This is a genomic window from Streptococcus orisratti DSM 15617, from assembly GCF_000380105.1.
In the GTDB taxonomy this organism is placed as follows: Bacteria; Bacillota; Bacilli; order Lactobacillales; family Streptococcaceae; genus Streptococcus; species Streptococcus orisratti.
In genome coordinates, this window is sequence record NZ_KB904449.1 from 1 (window position 1) to 16,609 (window position 16,609).

Here is a 16,609-nt window from a genome sequence, read left to right on the forward strand (position 1 = left end):
TATAGGCCCAGCCTCCTATAATGCGGTGAGTATCTTCTTCAGGCATATTAGCTAAAGCGTACTGAACCTTCATCGAGCCAAGAGAATGTCCGTAGGTTTTTATTTTAGCATTCGGATATTTTTTTAGAATATCATTAAAGGCCTTGGAAGCATCCTTTAGCTGAGCGGTGACATTTATTTTAGAAGGGTTAAGGATATTATAGGCCATCCCCGCATCAGCCTTTAGCCAATCATTAAGAACATCGGTATTAGTTATTTGTTCAGATTGGGAGAGGGAGGACCTTGTTTGGTCTGGCAGCCCAATTGGAGTGGTACCAGAGGTTAAGATACGAGTCCAGTCTATCTTATAATTGCCAAACCCAGTTGACCCACGAAAGAGAACAGTAACCTCCGAGACCTCTTTGGGATCTTTGTCATATTCCTGTTCAGAGACAACCGCATAAACTTGCTCACCATTGCCATGTTCGTTATCGTAGACTTTGGAGACACGACCGACTGTTATTTTGTTCTGAGTTATAACATAATGTCCTGTTTCAGTATTATCTTCATCATACTCACTCATTGCTATTTGTAAATTTAGATCGTTAACATATTTTTTCAACATTCCTTCCTCCTAGTTTCTTAGTTGTTCTCCTAGTCTTGATGACATTCCATAGTATGCAGAAGAATATGTACCATCTTCATTATCAATTAAGTTAAAATTAATTTTCAAATTCTGTTTATCGTTAACAATTACAGTAACCATCAAACCACCCATTGGATTATATTTCAGACTAGAAGTATCTACCTTGTATGTTTTTACAAAACCATTGCTTGTAAAGGCGTCTGGATCCTCATGTTTTATAAAATCTTCATAAACTTTCTTTGCTTCCTTACTTGTCGCAATCTTGACCATCTTCTGATGTTCTTGTTCTTTTTTGACTTGGTGTTGGTGTACCATATAAAATATTCCTCCGCTGATGAGACAAACTAAAGCGATTGGCAATAGCATCTTCCAGATGTTCTTTTTCATTTGTTCTCCCTTATAGTTGGTTTTGTTATTAAATTAGAAATAGGTTGCTAACATTATAGCATAATGTCCCGTAGAAGAACCATATTCGCATCAGCCTTTAGCCAATCATTAAGAACCTTATTTTTCGCCCAAATTAAAATCTGACTTTTAGTATGGTGACAAGTTGCCAATAAAAGAATTGGATTTATCTCATACAGGTTAAGGACAAGAAATATGGCATCAATGAGAGCTTTTAAAAACTTCCAGATTTCTCTTATCTTAACTAAGAATACCACTTAATACTTTGTCATAGATAGACAATCATTCAAACACAGCAACATTAGGGTTATCCCAGTAATTTTTTCTTACTACTAAAGGCTTGAAAAATGAGATTGTGAGATACTATAACTAACTCTTTCGTCTGATTGTTCAGAAATTATCCCAGAAAACTAAAGAGTCTGCTTGCCAACACTGCTTCACGGTATTAATAAAATAAACCATGAGATATCTCTTCGATTTTATTGTGTCACTTTGTAAAAAATAAAAGACCCTATCCAATTAATATTGGTATAGAATCTTTAACTTGATGTCATTGCTCAATAGAGCAAAACTAGTCTGATTAGGCTACTTGGTCAAGCAGTGATTGCAATTTCTTGAATTGCTCATCCGTCAAGTAAGTTTTGTAACTATTAATAAGTTCTTGGAGTTCTTCTTTTGAGTACAGCGATGTACTTTCTTTAATAGAATTATAGATACCTTCAAACTGTTCATCTGACATTTTGTAGTTTTGTTCAACAAGCTTGCCAAGTTCCTCCTGAGATAAAATAGCATTACTATTTGGAACTTTAATGTCCTTATAGGTAGATTTTTTATAAGTCATTGTCAAATGAATAGAGTCAATTCCGAGATTAAGGGCTTTTGCATAAACCAACTTAATATCAGCATTCCCACTGCCATCTTTATCTAGAGTCATAGTAATCTTGGAGTCATCAGAAACCGATGCTTTAGCTAAATCAATGTAAGTTTTCAGTTCCTCATCTTTCTTAGCTTGAGCTGAGTAGACCTTCAGTAACTCATCAAATGATAGCGTGGCTGTTACCTTATCGCCATCTTTTTTGAATTTTTTGTCCGATAATTTTTCTATCCAAGAATAATCTTGCTCTTTAGAAAGTTCACTTAATTTAGGGAAAGATTCGTTTGAAAACTCAGCCAAATCAATGTATTTACCCTCAAAATTTTTACTATCTAACCCATAGAAAGTAGTGATGGCATCTGCATTGAGATAGGCCGTATCCTTAACGTAAAAAAGATTAAATTTGGGGAATGCTGCATTTATTTTAGATAAATCAGTTGAAATGCTTATTTTTTCATTTTTCAAATCTTGCTGTACTTGAAAATTCAGCGAAGCACCTTTAAACATACTCATATCAATACTTTCTGAATTATCAGAAGTACTTGTCTGAATATCCTTAATCTTAACGCTAAATTGATAAGCTGATTTGTCCTGGTCAGCATTCTGCTTTATCCGAGAGATAAACTCCTCTTTCGGACTCTTAGAGCAAGCCACAATCAAAAATAAGACTGGAAGCAAAAGTAAAATCCTAATTTTTTTCATTTTAAAGTCTCCTTTTGTAATCGTTTCCTCTATTATATCCTTTTTGCTTCTCATTTTCAATGAATATTCACAAAATATCACGACAAACGCATGAACCTTATTTTTCGACCTTATTTTTTGAGAAGGAAAGTGAGGAAATAGCAGAGCTAATAAGGTATTCGCTTTCTTTTAATCAGCATCCCTGAAGGGTTCACTAATGATTTTATCTAGGGACCTTACACTCAACTAAAATCAAAAACATTTATAATCACTATTAGTTGGAGAGGGGTGACTTATCTTGCATTTGCTCCAATGGTAAAAACAGCTAAAGTATCTGGTCCGACATGTGAAGAAATAACTGGTCCAAGTGGCATGATGAGGACATTATCAATTTTATCCTGCGCCAGCAGTTGTTCTTTCAGGCTTTCAGCCGACTCAAGGTCGTTCGCATAAGCCACAATAGCTGTGCTATGACCTAAGTCCTGTGTTGCCTGTGCGACCATTTCTTTCATGCCTTTTTTACGACCACGAACTTTTGCAAGGGGAACCAATTTCCCAGAAGCATCCAGCCAGAGTAACGGCTTGATATTCACTAGACTTCCGATAATGGCAGAGCTTTTTGAAAGACGACCACCACGCATCAGATGGTAAAGATCATCTACCAAGAAATACGTTCTCAGACGTGGAAGAATATCCTCAATCATAAGTTTAGTCGCCTGCAAGGTCTGACCTTGATCACGTGCATCTGCTGCTAGCATTGAAAGATAACCCTCACCACCAGCTGCTGCCAGTGTATCAACAATCTCAATAACGGCTTCTGGAAATTCCTCCAAAACCAAGTCTCTCGCCATTACTGCACTCTGATAAGTCCCTGACAAAACAGATGAGAATGCCAGATAGAGGACATCCTCTCCTTTTTCAGCATGATGTCGAAAAGACTCTTCAAATTGACCAACATTAATCTGACTAGTTGTTGGTTTGCCCCCATTCTTCATACTTTCTAGCAGGACATCACTAGTTAGCCGTTGACTTCCAACCGTTTCATAGGTGATACCTTCAAGTGTTATGGTCAAGCCAAGAATTTCCACGTCATTAGTATTTGCCCAATTTTCATCCAAGTCTGCCGTTGAATCTGTTATTAGTTTAAATGTCATCAGTCTCTCATTTCTTTTACGTTTATCCAAAACTAGTTTGATTATCAAAGTTTTACTTATTATAACAAAAAAAGATGCACTTGGCGAATTTTCTTGAAAATTATAAATCCTCTAAGAAATTTTTGAGTTGAGAAAGTTGTTGATCATCCCAAGGTCTAAGAGGAGGCCTACTAAGATCAATCTGACGTGATAACTTATCTAAATCAGATTTAACCGTATTAACTCGCTGCTCCATTTCTCTGGCAGTAACCCTTAAAGCTCGCTGAGAAAAGATTGTCCATTGCTCGTTGAGGTCGCTAGTTGCCACTTCAACTAAATTAAGGGGTGTGTTGAGCTGAGCCGCTGTACGCTCAATATAAGAATCTGCTGTCTCATTTTCCTCGGTAAAAACAACATCTACTTTAAATCTATCGTAACGTTGACGAACTCCTGGGACATACTGGGCATCAAAAACACAGATAACCTCTATATTCTCAAAATGAGCATAATTATGAAGTTTACGCAAAAGCACCTCTCGTGCTTCATCCAGTTGATTAGTCTTAAAAAGGTGACGCGTTTCTTGCCAGAAGGCAATCATGTTGTAACCATCAACCAGTAAAATTCTTTTTTTCATGATTGTCCTTTCTAGTCTTGAGCAAATAGAGGCGAAAGATTTATTTGGCGTAGAAAATAGTGCTGACAGTCATCAAAACATAGCACCAACGCCATCAACTCAAAGTTTGTTGCAGAAGACTTCATACATAAGAATAGCCGCCGCAACACTGGCATTAAGGCTTTGAACATGACCAGCCATAGGAATGGTAATCATCTCATCCACCTGCTTTTTAATATTAGCCGAAATGCCCTTGCCTTCGTTGCCGATAATGAGCGCCAGTTTCCCTGCGGTATTCCATTTGTAAGATGGGGTGCCGTTCATGTCGGTTCCAAAAATCCAAAAGTTAGCTTCCTTGAGCTTATCTAAGGTTTGACTAAGATTGGTCACTCGAGCAATGGGAACATGTTCTACCGCTCCAGTTGAGGTTTTAGCAACAACAGGTGTCACGCCAACAGCACGGTGCTTAGGGATAAGGATGCCAGTCACATTGGTTGCATCAGCCGTACGCAAAATGGAGCCAAAATTATGAGGGTCATTGAGACCATCTAAGATAAGAATGAGGGGATTGTCTTCTTGCTCTGCCTTTGCCAAAATCGTATCAAGTTCAGCATAGGCAAAGTCGGACACACGCAAGACAAAGCCCTGATGCACAGCACCATTTGTCATATCGCTAAGTGTTTTTTTAGGTGTCCAAGAGATGGAGACTTTCTTCTCTGCCGCCAAATCCTTTATCTTCTCAACGTTCTTGCCACGCAGGTCATCCTGAATGTACAATTTATTGCCGGTATTAGCTTGGAGGGCCTCAGTTACAGCATGGACACCGTAGACCATATCAGTGTTCTCAGTTTGATTCATTCGTTTTTCTTTCATGATGTTATTATAGCATGAAAAGCAGAGCTTGCTTAATAAAAAAGATTTCAAGTTGACAAGATAGTGTTCTAGTGCTAGAATATTATTATTCTAGTGCTAGAATAATAGGAGACTTATATGACCATTTCACTGACCGAACAATTGATTCTTGGTATTTTGCTTGAGGGCCCACAACATGGCTATCATATCGAGCAAGTCATCAAAGAACGCGGCATGCGCACATGGACAGAGGTTGGCTTCTCATCAATTTATTATGTTCTTGATAAATTAGAGAAGAAAGGACTGGCAACTGCTACTTCCGGCAAAGGAAAGGAGAAAAAGGAATTCCAAATCACCAAAAAAGGGCTGGAGGCCTTAAAAGCAAATTCTAAGAAACTCATTAGCGAGCGCAGGCCAGCTAACGCTCACCTGATGACGGGACTGGCAACTGCCTATCTTTTAGATGTCAAAGAGCTGCGCGCAGCATTTTTCAAGCGAAAGGAAAAGCTAGAGGACGATCTTGCAGATATGCAAAGCAAACAAAATAAGGAGCAGCATAAGGCTCCTATCGCCCAACAACTCTTCAGTCTTGGTCAGACACTGCTAGAAGCTGAACTTGACTGGATCAAGCAAGAATTACAGAAACTGGAGGACTAAAATGGCTTTTGATTTCAAAAAAGAATTTAAAGAATTCTACCAACCTAAGACAAAACCAAGCATTATCACTATCCCTAAGATGAACTATCTAGCCGTTCGCGGAACGGGAGATCCTAACCAAAAAGACAGTGCCTATAAAGAGTCTATTGAGTTACTGTATGGGGTTGCCTATACCCTAAAGATGAGCCATAAGACTGACTATAAGATAGAGGGATTTTTTGACTATGTTGTCCCGCCTCTTGAAGGTTTTTGGTGGCAGGAGGATAGAGAAGGCGTTGATTATGGGCATAAAGAGCAATTTTCTTTTATCTCCGTCATTCGTCTGCCTGATTTTGTAAGCAAAGATAATGTTGACTGGGCTATTAGCCAGGCAAGCAAAAAGAAAAAACGAGATTTTTCTAAGGTAGAATTTTTTACCTATGATGAAGGCTTGTGTGTCCAATGCATGCATGTTGGCCCTTACAATGATGAACCTAAAACCGTTGAAGCCATGCATCAATTTATGGAAGAAGAAGGTTATGTTCTTGACATCACGCTTGAGCGCATGCACCATGAAATTTACCTAGGGGATGTTCGTAAAACAGCAGCAGAAAAATTAAAAACAGTCCTTCGACACCCGATTAAGAAGAGCGTCTAAATACCGTTATTCCTCTATTTATAGCCAAAGAAAATCAGATTCAGATTTGGTGACAAATCTTCGCAGCAATACTGAGTTACAATAAGGTGAAGGCAACGGTATATCACTTTGGTTTCCAAAGAGAACTAACTAGTACTATAAAAGAGTTTGGAATATCTATCCCAAACTCTTTGTCTTATCTAAGTCAAATGATAAGTAACTGCCTCAGCTATAAATTTTGTCAGTCCAAGATTGCCATACTTGGCAAAATAAGCTTCAAAACGAGGATCACTGGTGTAGGATTTCGCAATATAAATCAAGACTTCATCTGAAAAATCACTAACCATTAATAAAGCTGATTTCCACTGTTCAACAGCTGCCGCTACTTCTGCTTCCGAAAGCGGTAAGTAACTGACTCGCTTAAATTCTTGAAAAGCTTGCTCAAGTTGCTGCTCAATTTTTGCATTCTGCTGAGCTTTTTCAGTAGCATTAAGTTGCATCTGACGGTCTTGATAGATTTGATAGGCTCTTGTTTCTCCATAGCGGAGCTCTGCTTCAGACTGATATTGGGAGCTCAATGGTTTTTCAAAGACAGCAAGATCAACCAGTAGCGCTCCTGCCAGAAAATTTTCCAACTCTTCCTTCTTTTTTTGTAAATCCTGAATTTTTTGAGTTAAGCTTGCTTGCTGCTTTTCTAAAATTGGACGCAAGTCCTCATCGCTGAATTTGAGTAAAGGCTGGATTTCTTTAATAGAAAAGTCCAAGCCCTTGAGAAAAAGGATCCGCTGCAAGTCAATCAAATCCTGCTGACTGTAAGTGCGGTAACCATTTGCTAACTTCCCAGCTGACAGAAGACCGATTTGATCGTAATAGTGCAATGTTCGTTTGGTCAGACCCGTAATGGTCATGATTTCTTTTAGTGTGTAGGTTCTGTCCAAAATTCTTCTACCTCCGCTAAAATTTCTGAAGCTGGCAAAAGCGTTGCTTCTTCAATTGACTGACCTGTTTTTTCTAAGTAGTATTTTACCAAATAATAGCCACAGGCATAACCCGCACAATAGGGCATACCAACCTCGTCCTGCCCCATCATAGCTGCAATCTCATCGCCATAGAGATAAGCAGTGATTTTCTGCATTCCCCTTACGTCAAGGTGCTTATGCAGGAAAGGTTTGATTACTTGATTGAGCATCTCTAAATCTGTCTTAGTCACCCAAGGACCCAGCTTTTCTTCGCCATACATCTGCACAGCAAAATTCTCTGCTAAACCTTCTGCCACAATCATTTCCTTCAGAGAACCACCATCCCAGTCGACAAATTGATATCGGACATTATGGTTGATTTCGTGAGCTAGCGCAGATTGGACACGGTTTAACGTATCAACATTAGGTACCAAAGACAATAAAATATAGCCGGGAATACCACCATCTCCGCTGTAACCATCATTGATTTTCAATATGGGTGCAGCTGGATTGGCTAGTAATGTCGTAAAAGTATAGTCTTGGACTGGCAACTGAAAAGCATTAAATCTTGCTAAACTATCTTGAATAGCTTGGGAACATTTTTTCCAAAAATCATCATCCAAACGGTCAACGACATCTTGATGTTGATTTGTCAGCATTTCAGGCATAAGATGCATCCAAGAAAGTAGCATCATGATATCAAAACCACCAACCTGCTTAGCCTCATAAGGAATTCCCTGTTTGTAGAATTTTGGTTTAAAAGGTGCAAGCACCTGTTCTTTAAAATAAGGCCTTCTTTCTGCCATAGGCATTTTCAGCAAATCACAATAGACCTTATCTGAACGAATCATATGAATGGTCATTTATTCTCCTCCTATACCTAACAGTATAAAGGGTGACGTAAGGTTATAGTCAAGTCGTTAAAAACAGTTTTCGATGAAAACTGTTTTTAACTATTCTCGACTACCTCAATACACCAATCAATCAACTCTTCTAACCGATCAACTTGATTAGTCATGTGAAGATAGCCCATGACCGCCTCAAAACCCGTTGACATCTTGTAGGTGACGACATCGGTATTTTTAGCCTTGGTATGGCTGTTGGCATTGCGGCCGCGACGGTAGATATCTTCTTCTTTTTCGGTCAATAGCTGCGCTTCCAGCATTTTAGTGATCAACATGGCCTGCGCCTTGGCTGATACATAGCGAGTCGCTTTGCGGTGCAGTTGATTGGGCTTGGTAAGCCCCTGAAAAATCAGGTGTTTACGAATATAAGTGGAATAAATAGCATCACCTTCAAAGGCAAGGGCAATCCCATTAATCAGATTGACATCAACTGACTTAGTCACGTGTCCACCTCACACCATCCTTGGTATCAAGAAGCTTGATGCCTTGCGCAGCTAATTGGTCACGAATAGCATCTGCGGTTTCAAAATCACGCGCTGCTCTAGCTAGCTGACGTTCTTTAATCAAGGCTTCAATATCTGCATCTAGCACTTCCTCTTCAAAGACAATACCAAAGACGGCTAAAAGTTTGGCAAAGGTATCCTTAACAGTTTGATTATAGTTGCCAGAGTTAATCCACTTGGCGAGGTCAAAAATGACTGTGATACCGTTAGCGGTATTGAAATCATCATTCATAGCCGCCTCAAAGTCAGCGACAAACCGAGCCAGTTGGTCAGCGTCAGTAACTTCTCCCACTGGCAGAGTGTAGGTATTTTTCAAATACTTGAGATTGACTTCTGCATCGTGTACCGCTTTTTCCGTAAAATTCACTGGCTTACGGTATTGTTGAGTGGCTAGGAAGAAACGAAGCACTTGCCCGTCAACAGTTTTCAGCATATCGTGAACAGTCACGAAATTGCCAAGTGATTTAGACATTTTTTCATTGTCCACATTGACGAAACCGTTGTGCATCCAGTAATTAGCAAAAGTCTTGCCTGTCTTGGCTTCCGACTGTGCAATTTCATTGGTGTGGTGTGGAAATTCCAAGTCTGCTCCACCACCGTGAACGTCAATGGTATCACCGAGGATTTCCGTCGCCATAACCGAACATTCAATGTGCCAGCCAGGACGTCCTTGCCCCCAAGGACTTGACCAAGAGACTTCGCCTGGCTTGGCTGCTTTCCAGAGAGCAAAATCAAGCGGATTTTCCTTGATGTCGCCTTCGCCATCCACACGACCACTAGCACCCACTTCAAGGTCTGCTAGAGTTTTGTTGGCTAACTTGGCATAATTACTGGACTTAGCCACACGGAAATAAACATCACCGTCTGCTTCATAAGCGAAGCCTTTGTCCACCAAAACCTGCACAAAATCAATGATTTCATCCATATAATCAATAACACGTGGATTTTTAGTCGCAGGCTTAACCCCAAGCTGCTTAACATCTTCCATAAAAGCTGCAATGAACTTGTCTGAGAAAGACTTGGTGTCCATGCCAGCTTCAGCCGCACCTTTGATGATTTTATCGTCAACATCCGTAAAATTGGAAATATAATTCACCTTGTAACCACGATACTCAAAGTATCGACGAATGGTATCAAAAGCCACGACGCTACGGGCATTCCCAATGTGAATATAGTTATAAACCGTTGGTCCGCAGACATACATGTTGACCGTATTATCATGAATCGGTACAAATTCACGCAGACTTCGGGTCATGGTATCATAAAGTTTAATTGTCATTTTAAAATCCTCTCAGCAAGTTAAGTTTTAGGAATTTTGCGGTAAGAAAGATAACGAACAATGAGCACAATAATCCAGATAAAACTAGCCAATAACCAGATAAGCCCCTCAAAGACATGAGCAACTGCGAATTGCAGAGCCGTATTGATAAGACTCAACACCACCATTAAAATAAAATACCAATTCTTCAGTAAAAATTTTTTCATTTCTATAATTCCTTCGCAATTGCTAATGCTACCTCAAAAAAAGTCATGACATCAGCTGTGCGCTCCTCATGTCGCTTATCCCATTCTTCGTTATGGTGATCAACGTAATCAGCTGTATAAAAAAATTGATAAACATTGGCCCGTCGAAATTGTGCCCATGCCATGAGTGCTGAAGCTTCCATATCAACGACCTCTGCACCAACTGCCATACGACGTTTAACTTTATCAGCTGTTTCTCGATAAAAAGCATCCGTCGTCCAGGTCTTGGCCCGCACATGCTCGATTCCAGCATTATTAAAAGCCTTTTCCATGGTCAATAGCAGAGCTTCATTATAAGAGATTTCATCACTAGCCGGGGCGTAGTGGTAACTTGTCCCCTCATCACGCAGAGCCACACTTGGAATGAGAATCTTATCCGCCTCAATTCTCTTATCCAAACCCCCACAGGAACCAAGGACGATAATGTTTTTGAAACCGACAGCTTTGAGTTCTTCCAGCTGACCGACAGCCATAGAAGCTCCAATTGGAGCCATCGTTACCGCAATTTTAACACCAGTCTTTTCATAGATGTACCAGGGGTGCCTACCATTCAGACTATAAATGGAGCCTCCCTCGTGAATACCTGCCATCTCCTTCATGCGATTGACGATTTCACCGTTAAAGGAAAAAATCAGCGTATCACAGACTTCTTTCACTTCTGCATCACTCGCCAGATGAGGCTCAATGACCGCTCGTCCTGGTTCGAATTCTGTTAATAGCATAAGCACCTCCTCATTTTGGGGAATCTAGGTAAACTACTTCGGTTTGCTTGGTAAAGCCAATCTTTTCATAAAGATGCTTGGCACCTCGATTATCATCATTCACCGCGATTTGGAAAGTCTTGGTATTTTTGTCAATCAGGTCATTAACCAAGTTCTGCACGAGATAGGTGCCCAGACCTTGACCACGAAAATCCTCTGCAACAGCCAAACCGTAAAGGTAATTCATATCACTGGACAAATCCACCGTACAGCAGGCCACTAGCTGATTGTCCTTAAACAAGACATATAGCAGACTATTGGGGTCTTTCAGAGCTTCCTTGATATAGCGCTGGCTGACCTCGCTAGTCTCACTAGGTTCAGCAAAAGCCTCAAAATGAATCTGCGCAATGGCATCTTGGTGACTATTATCAGCCAGTTGAACGTGAACGTCAGAACGTATTTCAAAGTCATAAGGCTGTCGGTCTCTTCCCAACCAAGTCTCGGTTTCTGTATCTTCTACCAAATTCCAGTGCCCAATCAATTTAGGATTTTTCTCCAAAAAAACGCGCTCCGTTTGGAAAGTAATTGATGCAATAGGATAGGACTTGGTCTCTTCTTGAAATCGAGTAAAGAGCTGTCTAGCAATGCCTTTGCGACGATAATCAGGGTGAACTAATATCGCCAGCTCTGCATTTTCATCATCCGCATAAACTGTCAACAAGCCGAGCAACTTCTGTCCTTCATAGTAGAGAAAGAAGGCGGGCATGTCAGGATCAAAGTTGAGCATACTTGAAAGGTACGGATCTCTATAAGTCTTATCATGTGCCTGACAGACACGAATAAGCTGTCTGGTAGCTAGCAGTTCTTCATCAGTTAGGTGACTTACCGCCTTCAACATAAAGCAATCCTCCTAGAGATTTGACGATCGATGGCTACGATCCCGCAGCTCCTCTAACTTATTAGTGTAATAGTGTGATTCGCGTTCTTCTTCAATCTGATGAATAACCAAGTCATCCTTTTTACCATGGACACGAACAACTTTAGCAGGAATCCCGACAACTGTAACATCCGCTGGAACATCTGATACCACTACTGCTCCAGCACCAACCTTGGCATTTTTCCCAATTTCAATTGGACCAATAACCTGAGCGTGAGCCGAAACAAGTGCTCCTTCACGAACAGTCGGATGACGTTTGCCGACATCCTTACCTGTTCCACCAAGGGTAACACCGTGATAAAGCATGACACCTTTCTCAACAATCGCCGTCTCTCCAATAACCAGACCCGAACCGTGATCTATAAAAACACCACTGGCAATTTCAGCTCCCGGATGAATTTCAATCTGAGTCCAAAAACGCCAAAATTGACTATGCATCCTCGCTAGTAACTTAAAATTATGCTTCCACAAAAAATGCGAAAGGCGATGAGCTGCTAACGCCTTTAAACCTGGATAAGTTAATATGACCTCTAACCCCGAACGCGCCGCAGGATCCAATTCTTTAACAATATCAATACTTTCTTTCCACCAACCCACGGCTCCTCCTTCCTAAGGGATAGTTCCAAGGACAACGCCAACACCTATCCCTAACTACAACTAATATTACTTAATTTAATCATCAACCTCTACTTCTGACCAATTAATCAAAATTTGTTGATCATCAAAAGGATTGATAACAACGCCAACCGTTTCATCAATATCATTAGCACCGTGTCCTGGTTGATAAATATCCTCAACCTTCCAAGTCAAAATAGTTCCATTGGCTTTTCTAAAAGGTGTCCCAAAATCCTTATGATTATACCACTTGGCAAAACTTTGAAGGTTTGAAAAAGCTGGAACATAACTCTGACCTTCTGGTGTTGACATCGTTGGGAACATGCGGTCAAAATTACCATCTTCACGTGGATGTACAAAGGCTGGCACCAAATAATATTTATCCATCGTATCAGCTTTTAGATTTTCATCACCCATCAATGTATTCAAAATTGCCGTAAAACTATTTAAAAATTGGACAAACTCGCTGCTTTTGAAGATAGTTGAATTGCCAAAATCACCTGTTTTCTTGAGGTTGAAAACCAGTCCTGTCAGCCCCTTGACGATAACTTCCTCTAAAACCTCCAAGGCCGAACGTTCTACCCAATTTTGTTCTTGGGCACTAAGCTGAGAAACTTTAAAAATCTCAAGGTCATTCTTATCTGTGAATACAGGTGTCACACGTTGCCCATCAATTTCAAGGGCATAAGGCCTATCACTGGCCCAGACTGGATTGTTATGGAGGGCATTTACTAGAGCAATACTATCTAAAAAATTATCTGGGGCATTGATAAAAGCTCGTAGGCGAATATCAAGTTCATTTGTGTTTGTCATTTTTTCTACCTTATTTGTTTCTCTTTTTTGTAAAGATTTATTCTTTATCTTTGCGTTCACGTAAATGTCCGCCAAAAGGACCTTTTCTGTCTTTATGATGACTTTTACGTTCTTTTTGTTCCCCTTCTGCTTTTTCAGCCTTAGGTGGACGAGGAAGCAAAGCCTTCATAGAGGCATCAATGCGCCCTTTGTCATCGATTTTGATAACCTTAACATCCACTTCATCTCCGACAGCAAGAACATCTTCAACATTTGTTGTGCGTGTCCAGGCAATTTCTGAAATATGAACCAAGGCATCTGTTGTGTTGAAGAGGTTAACAAAGGCACCAAACTTTTCGATACGAACAACTTTGGCATGGTAAACATCATCAACCTTAGCTTCACGAACAAGTTCTGTGATAATTTCTTTAGTACGGTTAATAGCATCCTGATCAGAAGAATAGATAGCTACATTACCTTCTTCATCAATATCAATCTTAACGCCAGTTTCTGCGATAATCTTATCGATGGTTTCGCCACCTTTACCAATAACAATCTTGATTTTATCCACATCAATCTTGATGGTGTCAATCTTAGGTGCTGTAGGAGCCAATTCTGCACGAGGTGCTGGGATCGTTGCTTCAATCAAGTCAAGAATTTCAAAACGGGCCTTCTTGGCTTGAGCCAAAGCTTCTTCCAAGATTTGCGGTGTAATCCCTTCAATCTTGATGTCCATTTGCAGAGCTGTAATCCCCTCACGAGTACCAGCAACCTTAAAGTCCATATCACCAAAGTGGTCTTCCAAACCTTGAATATCTGTCAAAACGGTATAGTTTGTACCATCTGAGATGAGCCCCATAGCAATACCAGCAACTGGTGCCTTAATTGGCACACCACCAGCCATAAGAGCCAACGTACCCGCACAGATAGAAGCCTGAGATGATGACCCATTAGATTCCAATACTTCTGCCACCAAGCGGATAGCATACGGAAATTCTTCCAAGCTCGGAAGAACTTGAGCAAGAGCACGCTCACCAAGGGCCCCGTGACCAATCTCACGACGACCAGCTGCACCATAACGACCAGTCTCTCCAACAGAATATTGTGGGAAATTGTAGTGATGCAAGAAACGTTTTTTATACTCAGGGTCAAGACCATCAATAATCTGCGTGTCCCCCATAGGTGCCAAAGTCAAGACAGACAAAGCTTGCGTTTGCCCACGTGTAAAGAGACCTGAGCCATGTACTTTTGGCAAGAAATCAATTTCGGCATCCAACGGACGAATCTCATCAACTTTACGACCATCGGGACGAATTTTGTCTTCTGTAATAAGACGACGCACCTCTGCGTGTTCCATTTGTTCCAAAATCTCAGCCACATCACGCATAATACGGTCGTGTTCTTCATGCTCAGCATAACGCTCTTCGTACTCAGCGGTTACACGTTCTTTGACAGTTTCGGTCGCAGCTTCACGCGCTTTCTTTTCTTCAACTTGAACAGCAGCTTGCAAATCAGTGTTGTAGGCTGCGATGATTTCAGCTTGGAGCTCAGCATCCACTTGCAAGAGTTCTACTTCTGCTTTTTCCTTACCGACTGCAGCGACGATTTTTTCTTGGAAGGCGATCAATTCGCGAACAGCTTCATGGCCTTTGAGCAGAGCCTCAAGCATGATGTCTTCTGACAATTCCTTAGCACCTGACTCTACCATGTTGATGGCATCTTTAGTCCCCGCCACGGTCAGTTCTAATAGCGAAGCTTCTTTTTGCGCAGCCGTTGGGTTGATGATGTACTCTCCATCAATGTAAGCCACTTGTACACCAGCAATTGGGCCGTTGAATGGAATATCTGAGATAGATAAAGCCAATGAAGAACCAAACATAGCTGCCATTGGAGCGCTAGCATCTTCATCATAGGAAAGGACAGTATTGATTACCTGAACTTCATTGCGGAAACCTTCCGCAAACATTGGGCGGATTGGACGGTCAATGAGACGTGCGGTCAAGGTTGCATCCGTTGAGGGACGACCTTCACGCTTCATGAAGCCACCGGGGAATTTACCGGCAGCATACATCTTTTCTTCATAGTTAACTTGTAGCGGAAAGAAATCACCCGTTGCCATTTTTTTAGACATAACTGCCGCAGTAAGCACCGTTGATTCACCATAACGCACTACTGCTGCGCCATTAGCCTGCTTAGCTACTTGACCAATTTCAACCACAAGGGGTTTTCCCGCAAAGGTCATTTCAAAAGTTTGTTTTGACATCTTTTAACTCCTAAAAATTGATTTTTTTGACACGTCTGTTTTCTACAAAGACCAACCTACAAAAATCTCGTAAACTCGTCTTTGCATAAAACTACGTATCTTCACTATTTTACCATATTTTCGCAAGAATAGCAGGGCTTCTAACAGGGATTTTTATACAAAATGGGAGCGGTGTGAATAGGATGAACATTTTTACCAAACAACCTAACAAATAACTAAAGACAGCAACTCGAAAAATTGCTGTCTTTATTGCCTTTGTTTCTTAGAACCTGTATTCACAAGTGAAGTGATTTTATATAAGAGATAGTTTTTCGCTAATCAAGGCAGTTTTTTGAGAGAATGCTGACTGTATCTTGAAAAAACTAACGATGAGTAGCTGAAAAACTAGCCTTAGATAGAAGTGTCGGACTATGAATACAGGTTCTTAATATGGGCATTCAACTTCTTAATAGCCCAATCGTAGTGACTAGACATTGAGGAAACGAAATAAGAACCTAATGTATTATTCCCTGTCCATCCAAAGATATTTTTGGTGAATAGCTCCTCATTTGAAAAACTCTCTACCAGCTGCAATGCTCTGCCATGACTGTCCTGCAAAAGACTCTTCGCTTCCTCTAAAGTCGTCTTTTCATGTTTTTTAACAAAGCTGATATTTATTTCACCGTAAGTACGCCAATTGTAGGGTTCTGGAAGAAAAGGCTGTGCTTGGCCTGCTTGATTATTCATCACGAAAGCAATCAAAAGCTGATGCCATTCATAAAGGTGAATAAGAACGTCCTTAACATCTTTATCGCGCGCCCAATGAGCTTCCTTACGCTTAGGCCCATCAGAAAAATCAAGTCTAGTGGTAATATTTTCAGCTTCCACATACTCCAACAAGCCCCAAAGTTTAGCGAAATTTACCTGAGAAGCCTCTAGCAAATCACTTTTACATGTTGGTCTAGGCATAGAGTC

General features: G+C 40.6%; 19 protein-coding genes. 2 read left to right on the forward strand and 17 right to left on the reverse strand.

Annotated features, from left to right (window positions below; genetic code table 11):
- The 6 genes from A3I7_RS12270 to rlmB form a co-directional block, all read right to left on the reverse strand.
- Positions 1 to 604, reverse strand: a 604-nt coding sequence (locus A3I7_RS12270) for a hypothetical protein (RefSeq protein ID WP_018374909.1), incomplete at its 3' end; no start/stop codon positions are given.
- A 9-nt stretch (positions 605 to 613) separates the two neighbouring features.
- Complete coding sequence (locus A3I7_RS0100930; protein ID WP_018374910.1) at positions 614 to 1,012, reverse strand: DUF1310 family protein; 399 nt, start codon at positions 1,010 to 1,012, stop codon at positions 614 to 616.
- Between the two features lie 598 nt (positions 1,013 to 1,610).
- Positions 1,611 to 2,606: a hypothetical protein gene (locus A3I7_RS0100940; protein WP_018374912.1), complete on the reverse strand. Its 996-nt coding sequence runs from the start codon at positions 2,604 to 2,606 to the stop codon at positions 1,611 to 1,613.
- A gap of 272 nt (positions 2,607 to 2,878) precedes the next feature.
- Positions 2,879 to 3,739 (reverse strand): DegV family protein, encoded by an 861-nt coding sequence (locus A3I7_RS0100945; protein ID WP_018374913.1) that lies wholly within the window; start codon positions 3,737 to 3,739, stop codon positions 2,879 to 2,881.
- 100 nt (positions 3,740 to 3,839) lie between these two features.
- Complete coding sequence (locus tag A3I7_RS0100950; RefSeq protein WP_018374914.1) at positions 3,840 to 4,352, reverse strand: NYN domain-containing protein; 513 nt, start codon at positions 4,350 to 4,352, stop codon at positions 3,840 to 3,842.
- A 99-nt stretch (positions 4,353 to 4,451) separates the two neighbouring features.
- Positions 4,452 to 5,189, reverse strand: coding sequence for a 23S rRNA (guanosine(2251)-2'-O)-methyltransferase RlmB (gene rlmB, locus A3I7_RS0100955; protein ID WP_018374915.1), 738 nt, complete (start codon positions 5,187 to 5,189; stop codon positions 4,452 to 4,454).
- Between the two features lie 132 nt (positions 5,190 to 5,321).
- Here rlmB and A3I7_RS0100960 point away from each other — a divergent pair, with 132 nt between their 5' ends.
- Both A3I7_RS0100960 and A3I7_RS0100965 read left to right on the forward strand, forming a co-directional pair.
- Positions 5,322 to 5,840 carry a PadR family transcriptional regulator gene (locus A3I7_RS0100960; protein ID WP_018374916.1) on the forward strand — a complete coding sequence of 173 codons (519 nt, stop codon included), beginning with the start codon at positions 5,322 to 5,324 and terminating at the stop codon, positions 5,838 to 5,840.
- 1 nt (position 5,841) lies between these two features.
- A complete protein-coding gene (locus tag A3I7_RS0100965; RefSeq protein WP_018374917.1) occupies positions 5,842 to 6,477 on the forward strand; it encodes a GyrI-like domain-containing protein in 636 nt (211 codons plus the stop codon).
- Between the two features lie 179 nt (positions 6,478 to 6,656).
- Here the strand turns inward: A3I7_RS0100965 and A3I7_RS0100970 are convergent, their stop codons facing one another.
- The 11 genes from A3I7_RS0100970 to A3I7_RS0101020 all read right to left on the reverse strand — a co-directional run bounded on the left by A3I7_RS0100970 (position 6,657) and on the right by A3I7_RS0101020 (position 16,603).
- Complete coding sequence (locus tag A3I7_RS0100970) at positions 6,657 to 7,364, reverse strand: MerR family transcriptional regulator (protein WP_026217062.1); 708 nt, start codon at positions 7,362 to 7,364, stop codon at positions 6,657 to 6,659.
- A gap of 8 nt (positions 7,365 to 7,372) precedes the next feature.
- Positions 7,373 to 8,278: a DUF2268 domain-containing putative Zn-dependent protease gene (locus tag A3I7_RS0100975; RefSeq protein WP_018374919.1), complete on the reverse strand. Its 906-nt coding sequence runs from the start codon at positions 8,276 to 8,278 to the stop codon at positions 7,373 to 7,375.
- An 86-nt stretch (positions 8,279 to 8,364) separates the two neighbouring features.
- Positions 8,365 to 8,763: a Mini-ribonuclease 3 gene (locus tag A3I7_RS0100980; protein WP_018374920.1), complete on the reverse strand. Its 399-nt coding sequence runs from the start codon at positions 8,761 to 8,763 to the stop codon at positions 8,365 to 8,367.
- On the reverse strand, positions 8,756 to 10,102 hold the full coding sequence (gene cysS, locus A3I7_RS0100985; RefSeq protein ID WP_018374921.1) for a cysteine--tRNA ligase: 1,347 nt from the start codon (positions 10,100 to 10,102) through the stop codon (positions 8,756 to 8,758). The genes A3I7_RS0100980 and cysS overlap by 8 nt, the downstream gene beginning before the upstream one ends.
- A 20-nt stretch (positions 10,103 to 10,122) precedes the next feature.
- The gene (locus A3I7_RS0100990; RefSeq protein ID WP_018374922.1) at positions 10,123 to 10,308 is read right to left on the reverse strand and encodes a hypothetical protein; all 186 of its coding nucleotides are present in this window, start codon (positions 10,306 to 10,308) and stop codon (positions 10,123 to 10,125) included.
- A gap of 2 nt (positions 10,309 to 10,310) precedes the next feature.
- Complete coding sequence (locus A3I7_RS0100995; RefSeq protein ID WP_018374923.1) at positions 10,311 to 11,069, reverse strand: nucleoside phosphorylase; 759 nt, start codon at positions 11,067 to 11,069, stop codon at positions 10,311 to 10,313.
- Positions 11,070 to 11,079: 10 nt separating this feature from the next.
- The gene (locus tag A3I7_RS0101000) at positions 11,080 to 11,946 is read right to left on the reverse strand and encodes a GNAT family N-acetyltransferase (protein ID WP_018374924.1); all 867 of its coding nucleotides are present in this window, start codon (positions 11,944 to 11,946) and stop codon (positions 11,080 to 11,082) included.
- Between the two features lie 12 nt (positions 11,947 to 11,958).
- Positions 11,959 to 12,582 (reverse strand): serine O-acetyltransferase, encoded by a 624-nt coding sequence (gene cysE / locus A3I7_RS0101005; protein ID WP_018374925.1) that lies wholly within the window; start codon positions 12,580 to 12,582, stop codon positions 11,959 to 11,961.
- Positions 12,583 to 12,657: 75 nt separating this feature from the next.
- Positions 12,658 to 13,413: an SseB family protein gene (locus tag A3I7_RS0101010; RefSeq protein WP_026217063.1), complete on the reverse strand. Its 756-nt coding sequence runs from the start codon at positions 13,411 to 13,413 to the stop codon at positions 12,658 to 12,660.
- Between the two features lie 37 nt (positions 13,414 to 13,450).
- Positions 13,451 to 15,655 carry a polyribonucleotide nucleotidyltransferase gene (gene pnp / locus A3I7_RS0101015; RefSeq protein WP_018374927.1) on the reverse strand — a complete coding sequence of 735 codons (2,205 nt, stop codon included), beginning with the start codon at positions 15,653 to 15,655 and terminating at the stop codon, positions 13,451 to 13,453.
- A 408-nt stretch (positions 15,656 to 16,063) separates the two neighbouring features.
- The gene (locus A3I7_RS0101020; protein ID WP_018374928.1) at positions 16,064 to 16,603 is read right to left on the reverse strand and encodes a ClbS/DfsB family four-helix bundle protein; all 540 of its coding nucleotides are present in this window, start codon (positions 16,601 to 16,603) and stop codon (positions 16,064 to 16,066) included.
- Positions 16,604 to 16,609: the final 6 nt, after the last annotated feature.